General features: G+C 73.3%; 13 protein-coding genes. 4 read left to right on the top strand and 9 right to left on the bottom strand.

Translation table 11 applies throughout. From position 1 onward, the window contains the following. Nucleotides 1–54 precede the first annotated feature (54 nt). Nucleotides 55–1533 carry a 30S ribosomal protein S1 gene (gene rpsA / locus HBO46_RS07425; RefSeq protein WP_166139718.1) on the bottom strand — a complete coding sequence of 493 codons (1479 nt, stop codon included), beginning with the start codon at nt 1531–1533 and terminating at the stop codon, nt 55–57. 227 nt (nt 1534–1760) lie between these two features. Here rpsA and HBO46_RS07420 point away from each other — a divergent pair, with 227 nt between their 5' ends. Further along, the gene (locus HBO46_RS07420) at nt 1761–2618 is read left to right on the top strand and encodes a class I SAM-dependent methyltransferase (RefSeq protein WP_224769432.1); all 858 of its coding nucleotides are present in this window, start codon (nt 1761–1763) and stop codon (nt 2616–2618) included. Nucleotides 2619–2720: 102 nt separating this feature from the next. On the opposite strand, the gene HBO46_RS07415 is transcribed toward HBO46_RS07420, so the two are convergent. Next, a complete protein-coding gene (locus tag HBO46_RS07415) occupies nt 2721–3728 on the bottom strand; it encodes a DUF3068 domain-containing protein (RefSeq protein ID WP_166139717.1) in 1008 nt (335 codons plus the stop codon). 155 nt (nt 3729–3883) lie between these two features. Between HBO46_RS07415 and HBO46_RS07410 the strand changes: the two genes are divergently transcribed. Together HBO46_RS07410 and HBO46_RS07405 are read left to right on the top strand one after the other, a co-directional pair. Then, nucleotides 3884–4579 (top strand): class I SAM-dependent methyltransferase, encoded by a 696-nt coding sequence (locus HBO46_RS07410; RefSeq protein WP_166139716.1) that lies wholly within the window; start codon nt 3884–3886, stop codon nt 4577–4579. A gap of 10 nt (nt 4580–4589) precedes the next feature. Next, nucleotides 4590–5627: a hypothetical protein gene (locus HBO46_RS07405; RefSeq protein WP_166139715.1), complete on the top strand. Its 1038-nt coding sequence runs from the start codon at nt 4590–4592 to the stop codon at nt 5625–5627. A 4-nt stretch (nt 5628–5631) separates the two neighbouring features. Here HBO46_RS07405 and HBO46_RS07400 read toward each other — a convergent pair whose 3' ends face one another. The 6 genes from HBO46_RS07400 to HBO46_RS07380 form a co-directional block, all read right to left on the bottom strand. Further along, entirely contained in the window at nt 5632–6759 is a 1128-nt protein-coding gene (locus tag HBO46_RS07400) for a glycosyltransferase family 4 protein (RefSeq protein ID WP_166139714.1), read from the bottom strand. A 69-nt stretch (nt 6760–6828) separates the two neighbouring features. After that, nucleotides 6829–7623, bottom strand: a complete 795-nt coding sequence (locus HBO46_RS07395) for a glycosyltransferase (protein ID WP_166139713.1) — start codon at nt 7621–7623, stop codon at nt 6829–6831. Between the two features lie 105 nt (nt 7624–7728). Then, nucleotides 7729–7863 carry a hypothetical protein gene (locus HBO46_RS20740; RefSeq protein ID WP_263457789.1) on the bottom strand — a complete coding sequence of 45 codons (135 nt, stop codon included), beginning with the start codon at nt 7861–7863 and terminating at the stop codon, nt 7729–7731. Between the two features lie 54 nt (nt 7864–7917). Further along, nucleotides 7918–9609 (bottom strand): hypothetical protein, encoded by a 1692-nt coding sequence (locus HBO46_RS07390; RefSeq protein WP_166139712.1) that lies wholly within the window; start codon nt 9607–9609, stop codon nt 7918–7920. Further along, nucleotides 9606–11393 (bottom strand): hypothetical protein, encoded by a 1788-nt coding sequence (locus HBO46_RS07385; RefSeq protein ID WP_166139711.1) that lies wholly within the window; start codon nt 11391–11393, stop codon nt 9606–9608. Before HBO46_RS07385 ends, HBO46_RS07390 begins: the two co-directional genes overlap by 4 nt. Continuing rightward, the gene (locus HBO46_RS07380; RefSeq protein WP_166139710.1) at nt 11390–15583 is read right to left on the bottom strand and encodes an alpha-(1->3)-arabinofuranosyltransferase domain-containing protein; all 4194 of its coding nucleotides are present in this window, start codon (nt 15581–15583) and stop codon (nt 11390–11392) included. The genes HBO46_RS07385 and HBO46_RS07380 overlap by 4 nt, the downstream gene beginning before the upstream one ends. A gap of 128 nt (nt 15584–15711) precedes the next feature. Between HBO46_RS07380 and HBO46_RS07375 the strand changes: the two genes are divergently transcribed. Next, entirely contained in the window at nt 15712–17007 is a 1296-nt protein-coding gene (locus tag HBO46_RS07375; RefSeq protein ID WP_191480215.1) for a lipopolysaccharide biosynthesis protein, read from the top strand. A 7-nt stretch (nt 17008–17014) separates the two neighbouring features. Here HBO46_RS07375 and polA read toward each other — a convergent pair whose 3' ends face one another. Then, nucleotides 17015–19693 carry a DNA polymerase I gene (gene polA, locus HBO46_RS07370; RefSeq protein ID WP_224769431.1) on the bottom strand — a complete coding sequence of 893 codons (2679 nt, stop codon included), beginning with the start codon at nt 19691–19693 and terminating at the stop codon, nt 17015–17017. Nucleotides 19694–19714 lie beyond the last annotated feature (21 nt).

Here is a 19714-nt window from a genome sequence, read left to right as displayed (position 1 = left end):
CCTCGCGGTGACCGGGCCTCGGTGGTTCAGCTGGTGAAGCGGTGGTTCAGCGGATCAGTTGCTGCCGCCGGTGAGCTTCTCGCGAAGCGCCTGCAGCGCCTCGTCCGAGGCGAGCGAACCGCCGCCGGTCTCCTCGCTGGTCTCGACCTCGGCCGAGGAGGAGTACGAGGTGGCCTCGCCGGCCTCGGCCTCGGCCTTGCGGGCCTCGGCCTGCTGCTTGACGTGGGCCTCCCAGCGGGCGTGCGCCTTGGCGTACTGGTCCTCCCAGACCGCGCGCTGGTCCTCGAAGCCCTCGAGCCACTCGCCGGTCTCGGGGTCGAAGCCCTCGGGGTAGACGTAGTTGCCCTGCTCGTCGTAGGTCGCCGGCATGCCGTACAGCGTCGGGTCGAACTCGTCGACGTCGGTCGCCACAGCGGTCTCGTTGGCCTGCTTCAGCGACAGCGAGATCCGACGACGCTCGAGGTCGATGTCGATGATCTTGACCATGACGTCGTCGTTGACCTGGACGACCTGCTCCGGGATCTCCACGTGGCGCTCGGCCAGCTCGGAGATGTGGACCAGGCCCTCGATGCCCTCCTCGACACGGACGAACGAGCCGAAGGGCACCAGCTTGGTGACCTTGCCCGGCACGATCTGGCCGATCTGGTGGGTCCGGGCGAAGTGCTGCCACGGGTCCTCCTGCGTCGCCTTGAGCGACAGGGAGACCCGCTCGCGCTCCATGTCCACGTCGAGAACCTCGACGGTGACCTCGTCGCCCACGGCGACGACCTCGGAGGGGTGGTCGATGTGCTTCCACGACAGCTCGGAGACGTGCACGAGGCCGTCGACGCCGCCGAGGTCCACGAACGCACCGAAGTTGACGATCGAGGAGACGACGCCCTTGCGGATCTGACCCTTCTGGAGCTGGGTCAGGAAGCCGTGGCGAACCTCGGACTGGGTCTGCTCGAGCCAGGCACGGCGCGACAGGACCACGTTGTTGCGGTTCTTGTCGAGCTCGATGATCTTGGCCTCGAGGGTCTGACCCACGTAGGGCTGCAGGTCGCGGACGCGACGCATCTCCACCAGCGAGGCGGGCAGGAAGCCGCGCAGGCCGATGTCGAGGATGAGGCCGCCCTTGACGACCTCGATGACGGTGCCCTCGACGACGCCGTCCTCCTCCTTGACCTGCTCGATGGTGCCCCAGGCACGCTCGTACTGAGCGCGCTTCTTGGACAGGATCAGGCGGCCTTCCTTGTCCTCCTTCTGGAGGACCAGGGCCTCGACCTCGTCACCGACCGAGACGACCTCGGACGGGTCGACGTCGTGCTTGATCGACAGCTCGCGCGAGGGGATGACGCCCTCGGTCTTGTAGCCGATGTCAAGCAGGACCTCGTCGCGGTCGACCTTGACGATCGTGCCGGAGACGATGTCGCCGTCATTGAAGTACTTGATCGTCGCGTCGATGGCGGCGAGGAAGTCCTCTTCGGACCCGATGTCGTTGATCGCGACCTGAGGCGCGTCGTAGTCCGGAAGAGCGGAGATGGTGCTCGTCATAAGGGAAGTATTTCCTTGGTGGGCAGAAAGTCGTGCGGGCACGCGCGAAGGCCGGTTTCACTACCGATCGAGAAGCGCTCCCGAGGGGACGCGGTGATAGCGAGCGAGAGTCCACTCCGTCCGGGACGCAGGCAGACCTCTGGCGCAACCGCCAGCGTACGCCGCCCGCGGCGCTGCCGTCCAACCCGGGCGCCACGGCTGCCCGCGGCACGTATTACCTTCGTGTCGTGAGCAGTCCTGCGGGCAACCCCGCCGCACCCGACTCCCGTCATCATCCTCCGCTCCCGCCGGTGCGCGTCGAGCGCCGGGCCGTCAGCGAGTCGGAGTCCCGGCACGCCAACGGTCCGGACTGGGATCGCTACGCCGACGAGTACCAGGCGACCCACGGCGAGTTCCTCGGCGACACCGGCTTCGTCTGGGGCCCTGAGGGCCTCACCGAGTCCACCGCCTGTGTGCTGGGACCGGTCGCCGGCCGCGATGTGCTCGAGGTGGGCTCCGGGGCCGGCCAGTGCTCGCGGTGGATCCGCACCCAGGGCGGTCGCGCCTACGGCATCGACCTGTCGCTGCGCCAGCTCCAGCACTCGCGCCGCATCGACGCCGAGTCCGGGGTCGCGGTGCCGTCGGTGCTGGGCACCGCGACGGACCTGCCGTTCGCGGACGGCTCCTTCGACATCGTCTTCTCCTCGTTCGGCGCCCTGCAGTTCGTGCGCGACATCGACGTCGCGGTCGCCGAGGCCGCGCGGGTGCTGCGCCCGGGCGGTCGCTTCGCCTTCTCGATCACCCACCCCACGCGGTGGATGTTCCCCGATGACCCCGGCGAGGCGGGCCTGGTCGCCAGCCAGCCCTACTGGGACCGCACGCCGTACGTCGAGGTCGACGACGCCACCGGGCAGGTCTCCTACGTGGAGCACCACCGCACCCTGGGCGACTGGGTGACGCTGCTGGCCGGCGCCGGGTTCCGGATCACCACGCTGCTGGAGCCCGAGTGGCCGGCCGGGCACGACCGGGTGTGGGGCGGGTGGTCGGCGACCCGCGGGCGGTTCACCCCGGGCACCGCGATCTTCGGGGCCGACCTGCCCGCCTAGCCACCACGGGGCGGCGCGGGCGAGCGCTGCCCCACCGACCGCCACCGGACACAGAACGGGGCGAGGCCTCCTGGCCCCGCCCCGTTCCTGGTGTGCTGTGGATCAGACCTTGGTGGTCTCGCGGTGCGTGCCGTCGTCCTTCGTCGCGCCGGTCCGAGCCGGGGCGGCCGCGGCGTCACGGCGCCCGAGCACGAGGCCGAGGGCGATCAGGATCAGTCCGAGGACCAGGCCGAGGATCGGGAACAGGCCGTTGACCATGGAGAGCAGCGAGGCCTTGCTCTCGTACTCGTCGACGTTCTTGGCGACCTGCTCGTCGGTGAAGCTGAGGTCGGCCTCGGTGGTGGTCGCCCGCTCCTCACCGTCGATGGCCAGGATGGAGCGCTGCTCCTCGGTGCGGTCGATCACCGCACCGGTGACCGGCTCCACGAAGAAGGTCCGCTTGTTGGCGTACACGACGTCGGCCTCGATGCTGTCCGAGCCGCGCTCGCCCACCACGGAGGCCGGGACCTCGCGGGTGCCCACGACCGTGGGCTCCAGCTCGGCCTCGAACTTGTAGACGTCGAGGCCGTCGACGTCGGTCTCCTCGACGAACTCGGCCGGGACGGTGGTGCCGGCGGTGCCGTCCCACCAGTCGTAGGTCTCCTTCTCGGTGCCGAAGGGGAACTTGTAGACGAGCCCCTCGCGCACGACGGAGGTGCGCTCGTCCTCGGTGGTCTCACTGAAGGAGCCGCAGCAGTCGACCGCCTCGCCCGTGAAGGCGTCGAAGGCGGCACGGCCCCGGCTCTTCGAGCGGACCACGCCGTCGTCGGAGGTGATCGTCTGGGTGTCGGCCCAGACACGGATGTCCTCGCCCCTGTCGTCGCTGGCCTCGCGGCTGGCGTCGACGTCACCGCGCGTGGTGGAGACGGCCGTGAGGTCGACCACGACCTCGGTCAGCATCGCGGGGTCGGTGTCGAAGATGACCGCGTCCTCGGCCGTCAGCGTCGTCTCGCTGTTCTGGTCGATCGGGGCGACCGCGAGCTTGGGGTAGGCGTAGAACTTCAGGAGCGCTGCCGCCACGAGGAGGAACACCCCCAGTCCCACGAGGACGGCTGGAACAACTCGACGCATGAAAGCTCCCCTTCTCTCCCGCCGGGTGACAGACGTCACGCGGCCCGGCGGAACAGTAGCAGGGATGTTACTCACGCGTCATGTACTCGCCGGTTCGGTTTTGACGCGTGTCATCCGGCCTCCATCCGGGCCGGCGACCAGTAGTGTTCCGCAGCGTGGACGCGCAGGAGATCCGCAAGTCGGCGGCCTTGGAGAAGAAGCACTGGTGGTACGCCGAGCGGCGGGCACTGGTGCGGCGCTTGGTGCGCCCGTTGTCGCCGGGCCGTGCGCTCGACGTGGGCTGCGGGGGCGGTGGCAACACCGGCGTTCTGCAGGACCTCGGCTGGGACGTGACCGGGATCGAGTACTCCCCCGTCGCGGCGGGCATCGCCCGCGGCCGCGGTCTGAAGGTGGTGCGCGGCGACGCGCAGCTCCTGCCGGTGGCCGACGCCTCGATGGACCTGGTGATGTCGACCGACGCCTGGGAGCACATCGAGGACGACAAGGCCGTGGCCCGCGAGACCGCGCGGGTGCTGCGCCCCGGCGGCCGGGCACTGGTCGCAGTGCCCTGCAGCATGGCGCTGTGGAGCGGCCACGACGTCGCCCTGGGCCACCTGCGTCGCTATGAGCGCGCCGACCTCGCTGCGCTCCTCGAGGGCGCAGGCCTCGAGGTCGTCGACATCGCCTCGTGGAACGTCCTGCTGCGCCCCGTCGCCCGGATGCGGCGCAAGAACAACGACAGTGAGAGCGAGATGGAGGAGGTGCATCCGGTGCTCAACGCCGGCCTGCGCGTCGCCGTCGCCGCCGAACGCGTGCTGCCCGTCCAGCGACTGCCCGGCATCAGCCTCGTCGCCCGCGCGGTCAAGCGCTGATCCCCCGGCGATGAGCGACTGGGTCGCCGACCCCCGGATCCGCTGGCGGATCCTGCTCACCGCACGCCTCGCCGCCGCTCCGGGCCCCGACGAGGCCCGCCTGCTCGGACAACGGCTGCAGCGGCTGGCAGCGGACCACGACTGGCCCGACGCCCGACCCGCAGGACAGCGGGCGGTGGAGCGCGCGGACGACCTGGGCGCGCTGCGCGCCCGGCTCGCGGAGGAGGACCGCACACCGGTCGTCCTCGGACTGGCCGGCCCGTGCCTCGTCGTCTCGGCGCACCACGCCTGGGTCGACGGTCTCGGACTCCTCGACGTCCTGGCTGCGGTCACCGACACCGCTGTGTCCTCCGGCGCTCGCGGGGTCACCGGACGCCCGCAGGCCGGCGGGTTCCTGGGCTCCGCCGTACGACGCCTCGGCGAGGTCGCGTTCGCGCCACCGGCCCGTGCCGCACTGCCCGGCGTCGTGCCCGCGCCGGGCGACGCCTTCGCCGTCGCCAGCGTGCCCGGCCACCACGGCACCTCGCGGCTCGTGCACGCCGCAGCCCAGGGGCTCGTGCACCACAACCGGGGTGCGGGCCGGCGTACCCGGCACGTCGCGGTGGCCATCGGGGCCGCACGCCGCGAGGAGACGCCTGCCGGCGCGGCCCCGCGCATCGCGGACCGCAGCGAGCTGCTGCGGCTGCGCGACGTCGAGGACCTCGACCTCGGGGCCGTCGAACGCCTGGTCCGCGAGGCACCCACCCAGCCGCCCGTCGGGACCGGCGGCGCGGCCGGCGGCCGCGTGGTGGAGACGGCGCTGCGGGTGCTGGCCCCCCGCCTCGGCTCCAGCATGCTGGTCTCCCACCTGGGCCGGGTGACGGCGCCCGGGGTCGCCGATCTGGCCTTCCACCCGGTCACCGCGGGCGGGACCGGGCTGTCGCTGGGCGCGGTCGGGATCGAGGATCGGACCGTGCTGGGCCTGCGCGCCCGGCGCAGCCAGTGGGACGACGCGTCGCTGGCGGCGCTCCTCGATGCCCTGGCCGCCTCGCTGACCGACCCGGCCTGAGCTCTCAGCGACCGACCCGGCGCAGCTCCTGCTCGACCACGGCGAGCGCCTCGCGGTGCATGCGCGTCCAGCTGAAGCGCGCCGCCCACTCCTGGCAGGCGCCGACCACGACGGCCCGCTCCTCGGGTGCCTCCAGCACCTTCAGGGCCTCCCGCACCCGGTCGGCCAGCCGACCCGCCACCAGGTCGGGGTCCGGATCGTCGGGCACCAGCCAGCCGGTGTCGCCGTCGCGGATGGAGTCGCGCAGGCCGGGCACGTCACGGGCGACGGTGGGCACGCCCCAGCCGGCCGCCTCGATGACCACCTGGCCCCACCCCTCGATGTCCGAGGCGCACACGTGCAGCGCGGCGCGGCGCAGCACCGCGTGCTTGGTCTCCTCGGGGACGAAGCCGTGGAAGTGCACCCGGTCGGCGATGCCGAGCTCGCCGGCCAGGAGCACCAGCCGGTCCAGGTCGGGGCCCTTGCCGCACACGTCGAGGTGCAGCCCGGGGCGCTCGGTCGCCAGCTCGCGGACGACGCGCAGCACCAGGTCCACCCGCTTGTGCGGGACCAGGCGCCCGAGCACCACCAGCCGGTCGGGGTCCTTGTCCTCCGCGCTCACCAGGGTCGGGTCGGGCACCTCGGCGCCGTTGGCGAGGAGGTCGACCTCGCCGCGCCAGCCGAGCTGACGCACCATCTCGGTGCGGGTCGACTCCGAGACCGCCAACGTGCGCCGCGTGCGGTAGACCCGCCGCATCGCGACCCGCTCGAGCCACTGGCCCACCGCGGCGAGCGGCGCGGGGAAGTAGGTGGCGAACTGCTCCTGGTGCACGTGGTGCACCGGCATCACGACCACCGTGTCGCGGCGTACGAACAGCGGGGAGAAGGCCGGGATCCCGCACTCCGGGTCGATCACGACCGAGAGGCTGCGACGCCGGCGCAGCAACGCCAGGCCGGCATGGACGTAGAAGGTGAAGGGGCCGCCACCGCGCTGGATCCGGATGCCGTCGCGCACCTCGTGGCGGGCCTGGCCGCGCTCGCGGGCGGTCACGAACTCGACGCGCGCTCCGGCCTCGGCGAGCGCGCGGGCGTACTCCCACGCGTAGCGCTCGGACCCTCCGGCGAGCGAGTGGGAGAGGTCGCGCCAGTTCACCACGACAGCGTGGTGGCCCTGCAGGCGTCCCGGGGGTACGGCGGGCGGGGAGGCGGCAGCCGCCATCCGCTAGAACTCGCCGCCGGCCGCGGCGGGCGGTACGACGGCGGACCCGGCGACCGGCGCGAGCGCGGGCACCGTTCTCGGCGCGGTGCGCGAGCCACGCAGCTGCCAGGCGATCCGGCCGAGGTCGAGGAACGCCCCGGCGCCGTGGCGCACGGGATCGAAGGTGGAGCCCGGGACGTCGGCCCAGACCACGGGGAACTCGTGGATCACGGCACCCGCGTGGCGCGCCCGGGCCAGAAGCTCGACGTCGAAGGAGAAGCCGGGGGTCCGCAGGCCCGCGAACACCTCGCGTGCCAGGTCGCCGCGCAGCAGCTTGAACCCGCACTGGGTGTCGGCCACACCGGGGACCAGGCGAGCGGTGCACGAACGGTAGGCGCGGGCGCCCCGCTCGCGCAGCCAGCTGTGGCGTACGGCGGTGTCGCTGCCCTCGACGGCACGCGACCCGATGGCGATGTCGGCCCCCAGGAGCATGCGCCGCCAGCCCTCGTCGAGCGCGTCGAGGCGGGTCGCGCCGTCGGCGTCCATGAACCCCACGATGTCCGCGGTGGTCACGGCCATGCCGGCGCGCACCGCGGCGCCCTTGCCGGGCTCGGCGCAGTGCACGATCCGGACCGGCAGCGCCGCGCAGTCGGCGTCGCGTGCGACGCTGGCGGTCGCGTCGGTGCTCGCGTTGTCGACCACGACGACCTCGATGCGGCCGAGGGTCGCCCGGTTCGCGGTGGCGTAGCGGGTCAACTCGCGCAGGGTGCGCGGGAGCCGGGCCGCCTCGTTGAATGCGGGTATCACCAGCTGGAGCATGCGGCCCTCCCCCGGGCAGATGTTTCAGGGTCGCCGAACCGACGCTGCGGACAGCGTGGGCACGGGGCGTCGGTGGGGTGCAGCACGAGCCTCACCCCACCGACGTCACTCGTCGGAGTAGGAGTAGAGCTGCTCCTCCGAGAGCGGCTCGGGGTCACCGCCGGAGTAGGCCTGCACCCCTCCGATCAGCACCACGGAGGACAGGACGGCGCCTACGACGCCGGAGATCAAGAAGTTCATGTGCTGGGTTCCCTCCCAAGAACTCACAGCGGCAGGCCGCCTTGGTGACGACCATTACACCCGACGTCGCAGTATGGCCGCAGCATTTCCGGAAAGCAACAGCAGCGTGGCGAGGTCAGCGAGCACGACCAGCACCGTGTCGAGAGGCTCGACCGGCTCCCCGGACGCCGCCGCGGGCCCGAGATCGACGAGGGAGAGCGCCTCGCCGTCGTGGCGGACCGTGCCGGAGGGGATCTCCCCGAGCCCGCCCATCCCCCGCTCGACGAGGACCCAGCGCACCCCGGCCTCGCGCAGCGCGGCCGCCGGGTCGGGCGACGAGAGCGCCGCGTCGACCGCGACCACCCGGGGATCCTCGGAGGGCACCACCTCGCCGTCGACGAACGTGCGGTCGTCGATGAGCACCTCGCCGGGCAGGAACCGCGGCGCCGGGTCGAGCACGGCGCGGCGCGCGTTCCAGTCGTAGCCGCGGTAGCTGCCGCGCCACGGCAGCACGACGGTCGTCGCCGGGCCCTCGGCCTCCAGGATCCCGGCCACCGTCCGCCACTCCCCCGGGAACGTCGACCGGGTCAGCGTCCCGGCGGCACCCCAGGCGAGGCTCGGCAGCAGCACGACCGGCGCCACGACCACCACGGCGACCACCGCCCACAGGGCCTCACGGCCGGGCCGCACGCGGGCGCGTACCCCGGACACCACCGCCGCGATTCCGGGCAGCAGCACCAGCACCGCCGGGGCCAGGAACCGCTGGGAGTCGCGCAGCACCGCGGTGGCGGGGACCACCGTGCCCAGGGCCTCCAGCAGCGCCGTGCCGCCGGGCAGCACCGGCAGGGCGGCGAGCAGCAGCGAGACCCCCGCCAGCACCAGCAGCCGCCGCTCGTCGGAGCCGCGCGGCGCGCGTCGTACGCCGAGCAGGGCGGCGACGGTGAGCGCGCAGGCCAGCAGCACCACCAGCGGCTCGGTGCGCTCGGGCGGGACGACCGAGGACTTCCAGGTGCCGCCCAGGGACAGCAGGCTCGCCCAGACCCCCGCGCCCGACTCGGCCCGCGGCGCGAACACGTCGAAGACACCCGCGACGGTGACCTCGCTGGCGCGCCCGGCCAGCAGCGTCGGCACCAGCCACGGCAGGTTCGCCACGACGCCGGTGCCGAGCACCACCGGGACGTGGAAACGGGTACGCCGTGCCGCGAGCACCAGCGCGACGAGGACCGCCATCAGCCCGCTGGAGGGACTGCACACGGCGCTCAGGACGAGCGCGACCGCCAGCGGCGGTGCGCCGTCGCGCAGGTCGCGGCGGGCGCGCAGCGCCGCGTGGGCCACCCACGGCAGCAGCAGGTAGCCCGCCAGGATCGCCCACTGCCCCATGAGCAGGCGCTCGTGGACCCACGGGTTCCAGACGAAGAGCGTGATCGCCGCGGCCCGGGCGTACCACGGGTGCCGGTCGACGAGCCGGCCGGCGCCGACGGCTCCCGCCAGGAAGGCCGCCAGCAGGACCGCCTTCTGGACCAGATCGCCCGGCACGACAGCGGTCAGCAGCGACATCAGCGCGTCCATCGGGACCGCCCGCGGCAGCTGGCCGTCCAGGCCGAGCCAGGCGCTCTTCCACGGCTGCTCCGGGACGAAGACCATGTCGCCGAAGATCCAGAACCCCCGACCGAGCAGCAGCGGTCCGAGGACCAGGAGGCTCAGCGCGAGCCCGACGGCCAGGTCCTGCGCCCGGCGGCGCCGCGGCTCCGCGGCGACCGTGCTCACCGGATCTCCGGTCGTCCTGCCGCCGCCCGGGTGACGCAGACCGTGGCGCCCCCGTCGGCACGCAGCCGCAGGGCCCCGATCTCCTCCTCGAGGTCCGGGACCGGCACCCAGATCTCGTTGGGGCCGGGCCTCGCCAGGAACGACGTGGACCAGTCGCCCGCGCTGACGGTGACCGTCGACTCGCCGTTGGAGAAATACCCCATGCTGACCAGGAGTCGGCCGCTGACCGGCAGCACGAACGGCAGCCGGACGGTGGCGTCGGTGACGGCGTACCCGCAGTCGGGCGCCGGGCCCTCCGGCACCGGGATCGAGCCGTCGAGCTCGACCGGGTGCAGCCGGCCCTCCTCGTCGACCAGGCGCAGGCGCGCCGACGGCTCGTCGAAGACCGGGCTCTCGGGCAGCGGGGCGAAGACCGCCGAGAGGCGGGCGTCCTCGCCGACCAGCGGCAGCACCAGCTCCGCTGGCACCAGGGCGTCCCACACCACCTGGTTGGGGTCGCGTGCGAGCTCGGCGCGGAAGGTGGTGACGAAGTCGCGGTCCCCGACGTTCTGGAAGTGCGGGACGAGCGCCGCCGTGCCGAACGCCGAGCCGACGAGGTAGACGCCGGTGAGGACCCCGATGCTGAGCACCCGCCGCCGGTGGGTCTGCAGCGCCGCGAGGCCGAGGCCGAGTCCCGGACGGGCCTGGCGCAGCATGAGCGCGACCGCGGGGACGACGATGTGCGGCACGTCGGAGCTGTAGCGCGGGTCCAGGCCGATGAGGTGCCCGAACCCGCCGCGACCGGCGAGGACGAGCGCGAGGTCGGACCCGACGTAGCCGACCACGAGCAGGAGCGCCCACCAGCGCGCCGGTCCCCCGCGGCGCAGCAGCACCGCGAGGATGAGGGCCGCGAGCACCAGCGACACCGCTGTCACCCAGTGTGCGGGCACCACCGCGCCGCCCTGCAGCTCGGCCTGCCAGGGGCCGGAAAGCATGCCGGGGACGATGTTGCGGGCGATGAACTCCCAGGTGATGTGCAACGACTCGGTCAGCGACCCGGTGCCGCCCTCCACGGTGGTGATCCGGGTGTGGACGACCAGGTAGGTCACGAGGCTGGCGGCGAGTGCGACCCACAGCCAGGCGAACCGGCGCAGGGTCGCCGGCACGCGCCGCCACCCGGCCGCGTCGTCGGCGAGGGCGAGTGCGAGCGCGAGGAGCACCGGCGCGATCAGGACCGCGCGCTCGTGCCAGGCCAGACCGGCCCACAGGCACAGCACGCAGCCGAGCTGGTTGAGCCAGGAGCGGCCGGCTCCCTGCACGGCGCGGGTCAGGAGCAGCATCGCAAGGATGGAGAAGATCAGGTGCGGCCACAGCCCGATCGCCGCCGCCCACCACAGCGTGGTGACGAGGGTGAGCGGCGTCCACGCGAAGACCGCCAGCAGGAGCACGCGCACCCACCTGCCGGGCAGCAGCCGGGTCAGCAGGTGCCACATGAGGACGGTGGCGATGAGCTGGAGCACCACGGCCTCGGCGGCCACGACTCCCCACCGGAACGGCGCGAGGTTGCCGACCATCCAGAAGTTCAGCATCTGCGCCGGGATCACGTGCCCGGCGATGGGCTCGAACAGGTAGGCCCAGGTGAGCTCCTCATGGGTCGCGCGTGCGGTGATGAAGAAGTCGTCCTGGTTGAAGTAGGAGTCACGCATCAGCAGCGCGCGCCACACCAGCATCACCGCGATCACGACCACGGCGGCCCACGCCTGGCGCCCGCGCCAGACGCCGGCGCTCCTGTCCGCGTGGTTCACACGTTCCTCCCGGTGCGTGGGGCGAGAAGGGGTGCGGACCGTCGGGCCAGCAGGAGGCCGGCCGCGAGCCCGATCGCGACGGCGGCCAGCACGTCCGCGCCCCGTGACAGCCAGGGCAGGCCGGCCACGTCGAGCAGGGCGGACGCCACGACCAGCACCGCGGCCACCAGCGCCGGGGCGGCGTCGCGCCACCACCCGAGCGCACCCGTGACGGCGGCGAGGGCCCCGGAGCCGCTCACCGCGACCACGCGGCCGGCGACGAGCGCGAGGACCAGGCCGACGGTCGCCACCGGGCCGAGGAAGGCGAAGACGGCGACCGCGCTGAGGCCGACCACCGCTGGGCTGGACGCCCGGGGCGACAGTGTCGCCCAGCTCTCCGGGATGCCCGGCGCGGTCCCGCGGCGGCGGCGCCACCACAGTCCGATGCCGGCGCCGATCCCGGCGAGCAGCACCAGGCCGCTCACGCCCAGGCCGAGAGGCAGGAGCACCGTGTAGACGCGCTGCGGGGCATAGCTCAGCTCGACGGTGACCTCGCCGCTCGCCGGCAGCACCCAGGCCTGTTGCCAGCCGTCCACGCGTACGCGGCGCAGCTCCTCGCCATCCACCCGGGCCTCCCAGCCCGGGTTGGCGTTCTCCGGCAGGTGCAGCAGCGCCTCCGGGCCGGCGGCCACGACCGCCGTACGGTCGCTGGCCTCCCACCGGGTGAGGGTCACCTCGCGGTCGGCGCCGCGCCCGGTGCCGGGCCGTCCGGCCTCGTTGCGTCGTTCCCGGACGGGCTCGGCGAGGAGGCGGGTGACGGCGAACTCGGCGCTGTTGCGGGCCTGGACGCGGTGCACGCCGGGCCCGAGGCGCACGAGTCCGTCGGAGGGCTGGCCCGCGGCGGTCGCCGAGCCGTCGCCGGCGGCGCAGCTCTCCCAGCGCATCGGTGAGCCGTTGACGATGTCGGCGACGCTGCCCCACACCTCGGTGGGCACCACCTGTCCGTCGACCACGATGTTCGGGCCGAAGCCGCACGGCCGGCCGACCCGGCCGCCCTCGAGCCCGTCGTCCAGCGGCCGGGTGACGTCGGCGCCGGCCAGTCGGATCTCGGGGACGACGACCCGGTCGGAGCCGTAGCGCTTGAGGAAGGTCACCTCGAGGCGCGTGGTGCGCAGCGGCTTCCAGGCCGCGATCTCGGTGCCGGTCACCGATGCCTCCACGACCCGGGACCGGGTGCGCAGGAGGGCCCGCCGCGGGATGTCCTCGGACTCACCGCCGACGACGGCGACACCGGAGATCGTGCGCGGGCGGTCCCACTCGAAGACGAGCGTCGGGTTCTGGTCGTTGTCGGCCGACATCCACACCGTGGAGTCCAGGCCGTCGTGGGCGAAGCGCTGGGCGACCTTGGGGTCGCCGCCGTACACCGAGCTCGCGCCCACCCGCTGGCCCGCGTCGAGCGGGTCGAGGAGCAGGGAGGTCTCGCGGGTCGCCCGGGCCACGGCCCAGCCGCTCAGCCGGTGCGTGGTCCGGGCGGAGGTGGTGAAGGTGCGGTCCAGGCCGCTGCGCTCCTCGGGTGCGCGGATCCGCCCGACGTCGCAGTCCGGGATGCCGACCGTGATCCGGCAGGCGCGACGCTCGGCGTCGGCGCCGAAGACCAGCCGAGCGTCGGGGCCGACCATGCCCGGGACCACGAGGCTGCGGCCCGAGCTGCGCTCGTCGATGGTGATCTCGCGCAGGCCCACCCGGCCCCGGTTCTCCGGGGTCGCCGCCCGCACCACCCGCACCTCGACGACGTCGGCCGGGCGGCCGTCGAACCGGGCGATCGAGGGAGCGCCCGAGGGGTGGGCGCGCACCCGGCGCACCTGGTCGCCGGCGCGGACCTCGAGCTCGCGGATCGGCACGACGAAGTCGTCCTCGACGACCGGGAGCACCGATACCTCGCGGATCCGGCGGGGCTCGTCCAGCTCCATGCGGATCCACTGCTCGGTGGGGTCGGTGGCGTAGGAGGAGACCCAACGGGTCTGACGGTCGCCGTCCACCGCGGCGTACGGCGCGCTCTGGGGCAGGACCGGCCCGAAGTTGTCGGCGTACCCCTGGGCCGAGGAGGCGGTGAGCCGGCGCAGGCCGTCGTAGCGGGCCACCACCTGCGCGGTCCCCGACACGGCCGGGAAGTCGTGCGCCGCGCGGGAGAGGCGCCACGGCTCGTCGGCGGTCAGCACGGCGGAGACCGACTCGTCGTTGACGCCGAACGCCCGCTCGCGGCGCTGGTTGCCGTCGGTCACGACGTCGGCCTCGCGCTCCCAGCCGTCCTCGCCCTCCAGGACCGTCGCGGTCCCGGGACTCACCAGGCCGGTCTCCTGGACCGCGAGCACGCTCTCGGGGGCGCCGCGCACGGTGAGGACGCGCTCGGTCAGCGTCGTGCGCAGCACCGGCAGCTCCTCCTCGACCGCGAGCACCTCGACCGCGGGGCCGCCCTCACCCTCGCCGAACTGCGCCACGCTGCGCAGGCCGCCGTTGGCCAGCGAGACCGCGGCGCCGCCGGGGTGCGGCGAGCCGGTGAGGTCGCGGCGCAGGTCGCGGCGCAGCACGACGTGCCCGATCCCGGCGCGGGCGAGCTGTGCGCCGAGCCGAGGGGTGGCGCGCCCGGTGGTCGCGAGCTGGTCGAGGGCGTGCAGGAACCGGATCGTCTGGCCGGGCACGAGCGGCACCTGGCTGCGCACCACCCGGTTGACCCCGCCGAGCAGGAGCAGCGGCTCGTCGATCGTCCAGCCCCAGTCCTGCTGTGCGAAGCCGGAGCCGGGCAGGATCAGCGTCGCCGTCTCGCCCTGGTGCTCGATGAGGTAGCGCTGCGCCTCCTGCCACGGCTCGGAGACCTCGGTCCAGCCCGGGGTCCGGGAGTCGTTGAAGAGGTAGGGCTGGCCCAGCGACATCACCAGGGCGGCCATGACCAGCGCCACGAGGGCCCGCGGGTCGTGGCGGGGCCACCGGGCGGCGACCCAGCGGGTGATGAGCACCACCGCGTGCCCGAACCCGATCGCCAGCGGGAGGCGCACGGTCGGGTCGATCTTGTGCACGTTGCGGAAGATCTGCAGCGCGCCGTCGAGCAGCACCCGGAACTCCCCAGCCAGCAGGCTGCCGCCCCAGCCGCCGTGCGCGACGGTGAGCGCGGCCAGGCCGACCAGCATCGAGAGCACCAGCGGCCCCCGGATCGCGTGCTGCAGACGCAGCAGCCCGTACAGGCCGATCGCGGAGATGACGGCGGCCAGCACGATCAGGTCCCGCTCGGAGACCAGGGCGTGCGCCGCGGGCCACCAGGACTGGTCGCCGCTGATCAGGTAGGCCACCCAGTGCGAGTCGCCGCGGATCGCCTCCGAGGGGCCGATGAGCACCGTGGTGTTCGCGGCGCTCTCGACGTACTCGTAGAACGGCGGGGCGTAGCCGGCCAGCAGCAGCAGCGGGAGCGTCCACCAGAACGACGCGGCGAGCAGCACCGCCGCCCACCCGGCCACGAAGCGACGCGACAGCAGTCCGCGGCGCAGGCCCCAGACCACCACGATGATCGCCACCGGGAGCGCGCCCGCGTTCTCGACGGCGTTGACCCCGCCCATGCACACGACCGCGGCGCCGCTGAGCAGGAGCGCGCTGCGCCGCCCGATCCGGCCCTGCATGGCCAGCACGACCGGCAGCACCACCCACGGCAGCATCGCGCCGGGCAGGGACTCGCCGGTGATGACGCTGACGGTGCCGAGCAGACGGGGGGTGAACCCGAAGGCCAGGCCGGCCAGGAGCGCGGCGGCGCCGGGGAGCCCGAGGGCCGCCGCCAGGCGACGGGCGCCCTCGATGGCCACGATCAGCACCAGCGCCGACCAGATCCGCTGGCTCACCCAGTCCGCGACGCCCAGCCAGTCGGTGAGCAGGAACCACATGCCCTGCGGGAAGAGGTAGCCGTAGGCCTGGTTCTGGAACTCCCCGAAGCTGGACTCCGGGTGCCACAGCGTGAAGACCTCGCCGAGGAACGACCGGGGCCGCTCGGTGAGCTCGGCGCGGGTGTCGTAGGTCGCGCGGCCCGGCTGCTGCAGCAGCGAGACGATCGCGATGAGCGCGTAGACGACGAGCGCGGCCGCGCCGGCGGGGCCCAGACGGGCAGGCCGGTCCCGGTGCGGGTCCTCGGCGCGCGCGGACGCGGTCGACCCGGTCGACTCAGGACCCACCTTGCTCCGCACCTCCCCACGGCCCCGGCCGCTGCCGAGCGACGGCAAGGGTAGCCGTCGCGGTCGGAGCCCGCGCACCGAACCGCACGGACTCGATGGGTTCCCCGCCGCTGTCCTAGGCTCGGCGGGTGACGGTCACCGAGGGCAGGAGCACATCGCGCCACGCCGGCGGGTGGCGTGCGCTGCTGCGCGGCAGTGCCGGCATCGCCGTCGCGATCGTCGTCATGAACGTCTCGACCTACGCCTTCCAGATGATCGCGGCGCGTCTGCTCGGCCCCGAGCAGTACGGCGGGGTGGCCAGCCTGATGGCCGTGCTCCTGGTGGTCGCGGTGCTCCAGCTCGGGCTCCAGGCCACCGCGGCACGCCGGATCTCCGCGACGCCGGACCACGTGGGCCAGATCGAGCGCGTCGTGCTGGCGGTGACCTACCGCGCGGCGCTCGCGCTCGGCGTGCTGATGCTGGTGCTCTCGCCGGTCATCTGGCAGGTGCTGCGCCTGGACACCATCACCCCGGCGATCCTGCTCGCGGTCGCGGCGGTGCCGCTGACCGTCCAGGGCGGGCAGGCGGGCATCTTGCAAGGTGAGCGGCGCTGGGGCGCGCTGGGCGCCGTGTACCTCGCGATGGGGCTGAGCCGCGTCACCATCGGGACGCTGTGCATGGTGCTTCGCCCCACCGAGGCCGGCGCGATGCTCGGCGTCGCGCTCGCGCTGTTCGCCCCGGTGATCGTGGGCCACCTCGCCCTGCGCCGCCCGCGCGACCCCGGCGAGCACTCCGCCGCCAACAGCCTGCGTCCCGTGCTGGCCGAGGCCGCGCGCAGCTCGATGGCGCTGCTGGCCTTCTACGTGCTGTCCAACACCGACATCGTGGTCGCCCGCAACGTCCTGGACTCCCACGACGCCGGCCTCTACGCCAGCGGCCTGATCCTGGCCAAGGTCGTGCTCTTCCTGCCGCAGTTCGTGGTCGTGCTGGCGTTCCCGTCGATGTCGACGGCCGGGCAGCGGCGCCTCGCCCTGCTGCGCAGCCTCGGCCTGATGATCGTGCTCGGGGTCTGCTCGGTGCTCGGCGCCGTGCTGCTCTCCGGCGTGGCGATGGTGTTCGTCGGCGGGGAGAAGTACGCCGACGTGGAGGGCCACCTCTGGGCGTTCGCGGTGCTGGGCTCGCTGATGGCGATGCTCCAGCTGCTGGTCTACTCCGTGCTCGCGCGCCAGGGCACCCGGTCGGCGTACCTGATCTGGCTGGCCGTCGCGGTGCTGGTCGTGCTCTCCCTGCGCGCGGACAGCCTCGTCAGCCTCATCGCGACGGTGATCACGGTCGACGCGGTGCTGCTGGTGGCGCTGCTGTCGCTGAGCCTGTGGCGGATGAGCCGCCTCGAGGACGAGGACGCCGCCGAGGACGAGCGCGCCCCCGAGGCGCCGGCCGCCTAGCCCGGGACTAGTGCGCGGCCTCGTGCCAGCTGCGACCGGTGCCGACCGACACGTCCAGCGGCACGCTCAGGTCGGCCGCGGCGCCCATGTGGCGGCGTACGAGTGCCTCGAGCTCCTCGCACTCCCCCGGCGCGACCTCGAGCACGAGCTCGTCGTGGACCTGCAGCAGCAGCCGCGAGCGCAGGCCGGCCTCGGTGATCGCGGCGTCGACCTCGAGCATCGCGATCTTGATCAGGTCGGCCGCGGAGCCCTGGATCGGGGCGTTGAGCGCCATCCGCTCGGCCATCTCGCGGCGCTGGCGGTTGTCGCTGGTCAGGTCGGGCAGGTAGCGCCGGCGGCCCTTGATGGTCTCGGTGAAGCCGGTGCGCCGGGCCTCCTCGACCACGCCGCCGAGGTAGTCGCGGATGCCGCCGAAGGTGAGGAAGTACTCCTCCATCAGCCCGCGCGCCTCGGCCGGCTCGATCCCCAGCTGCTGGCTGAGCCCGAACGCGGACAGGCCGTAGGCCAGGCCGTAGTTCATCGCCTTGATCTTGGCGCGCTGCTCGGGGCTGACCGCGTCGGCCGGGACGCCGAAGACCCGGGCCGCGGTGATCGAGTGGAAGTCCTGCCCGGAGCGGAACGCCTCGATGAGGAGCTCATCGCCGGAGAGGTGGGCCATGATCCGCATCTCGATCTGGCTGTAGTCGGCCGTCATCAGCGACTCGTAGCCCTCGCCGACCACGAAACCCTCGCGGATGCGCCGGCCCTCCTCGGTGCGCACCGGGATGTTCTGCAGGTTGGGCTCGGTGCTGGAGAGCCGGCCGGTGGCGGCGATCGTCTGGTTGAACGTGGTGTGGATGCGCCCGTCGGGGGCGACGGTCTTGAGCAGCCCCTCGATGGTCTGGCGCAGCCGGATGACGTCGCGGTGGCGCAGCAGGTGGAGCAGGAACGGGTGCTCGGTCTTGACGTAGAGCGACTGGAGCGCGTCGGCGTCGGTGGTGTAGCCGGTCTTGGTGCGCTTGGTCTTGGGCATCCCGAGCTCGTCGAAGAGCACCACCTGCAGCTGCTTGGGCGAGCCGAGGTTGATCTCCTTGCCGATGACGGCGTACGCCTCGTCCGCGGCGCGGCGCACCTCCTCGCCGAAGTGCTCCTGGAGCGCCTCGAGGTGGTCGGAGTCCACGGCGATGCCGGTGCGCTCCATGGCGCCGAGCAGGTGGACCAGCGGCAGCTCGATGTCCTCGAGCAGCCGGGTGCCGCCGCGCTCCTCGAGGTCCTCGTCGAGGGCGGCGGCGAGGTCGAGGACCGCGCTGGCGCGCAGCATCTCCAGCTCGCCCGCCGAGCCGTCGTCGAGGCCGTCGAGGCTGAGCTGGCCGTCGTCGGCGCCGCCCTGGCGCAGCTCGCGCTTGAGGTAGCGCACGGTCAGGTCGGCCAGGTCGTAGGAGCGCTGGTCGGGCCGGGCGAGGTACGCCGAGATCGCGGTGTCGCGGGCCAGGCCGGCCAGCGGCATCCCGAACGCGGCGAGCGCCTGCATCGGCCCCTTCGCGTCGTGCAGGACCTTGGGCTGCGCGGGGTCGGCCAGCCAGCCGGCGAGCGCCGAGGTGTCGGCCGTGTCGAGGTCGGCCACGGAGAACCAGGCGGCGCCGTCGGGGGTGGCCAGCGCGATCGAGCCGACGTCGCCGGTGCCCGCTCCCCAGCGGCCCTGGACCTCGACACCGACGCGCGCGCCGGAGGAGGCGTGCTCGGCCAGCCACGCGCCGACCTCGCCGGCGCCCGGGCGGCTCATCACGACCTCGAAGCCGGCCTCGTCGATCTCCTCCTCGGAGCTGAGGGTCTCGAAGAGCCGGTCGCGCAGCACCCGGAACTCCAGGCCGTCGAAGAGCGTGTGCACCTCGTGGCGGTCCCACGGGCGCAGCGCCAGGTCGGCGGGACCGAGCTCGAGCTCGAGGTCGCGGACCAGGGCGTTGAGGTGGCGGTTGCGGATCACGTCGCCGAGGTGGGCACGCAGCGCCTCGCCCTTCTTGCCGGTGATCTTGTCGGCGTGGGTGATGACGTTGTCGAGGCCGTCGTAGGTGTTGATCCACTTCGCCGCGAACCCCTGCCCGACGCCGGGGACGCCCGGGAGGTTGTCGGAGGCCTCCCCGACGATCGCGGCCAGCTCGGGGTAGCGCTGCGGGGGTACGCCGTACTTCGCCTCGACCGCCGCCGGGGTCATCCGGGCCAGGTCGGAGACGCCGCGCATCGGGTAGAGCACCGTCGAGCGGTCGGTGACCAGCTGCAGGGCGTCGCGGTCACCGGTGAGGATCAGCACCTCCATGCCCTCGGCCAGCGCCTGGGTGGTGAGGGTCGCGATGATGTCGTCGGCCTCGTAGCCGTCCTTCTTCAGGAACGGGATCCGCAGCGCGGCGAGGACCTCCTCGATCAGCGGCAGCTGGCTGCCGAACTCCGAGGGCGTCTTGGCGCGCTTCGCCTTGTACTCGGCGTACTCCTCGAGGCGGAAGGTCTGGCGCGAGACGTCGAAGGCGACACCGACGTGGGTGGGCTGCTCGTCACGCAGGACGTTGATGAGCATCGAGGTGAAGCCGTAGACCGCGTTGGTGTGCTGTCCGGTGGTCGTGGAGAAGTTCTCCACGGGCAGCGCGAAGAACGCGCGGTAGGCCAGCGAGTGGCCGTCGAGGAGGAGCAGGCGCGGGGTGTTCGACTCGGGCACCCGCCTGACTCTATCCGGGGG

This window comes from Nocardioides ochotonae, assembly GCF_011420305.2.
GTDB lineage: Bacteria > Actinomycetota > Actinomycetes > Propionibacteriales > Nocardioidaceae > Nocardioides > Nocardioides ochotonae.
Note: the sequence above shows the minus strand (reverse complement) of the source record. Positions and strands in the feature narration are given on the sequence as shown.

Bases quoted from the DNA above. Each gene is read 5' to 3' on its own strand.
- rpsA (WP_166139718.1), bottom strand. From the start codon at position 1,533: ATGACGAGCACCATCTCCGCTCTTCCGGACTACGACGCGCCTCAGGTC.
- HBO46_RS07415 (WP_166139717.1), bottom strand. From the start codon at position 3,728: ATGCGTCGAGTTGTTCCAGCCGTCCTCGTGGGACTGGGGGTGTTCCTC.
- HBO46_RS07405 (WP_166139715.1), top strand. From the start codon at position 4,590: ATGAGCGACTGGGTCGCCGACCCCCGGATCCGCTGGCGGATCCTGCTC.
- HBO46_RS20740 (WP_263457789.1), bottom strand. From the start codon at position 7,863: ATGAACTTCTTGATCTCCGGCGTCGTAGGCGCCGTCCTGTCCTCCGTG.
- HBO46_RS07395 (WP_166139713.1), bottom strand. From the start codon at position 7,623: ATGCTCCAGCTGGTGATACCCGCATTCAACGAGGCGGCCCGGCTCCCG.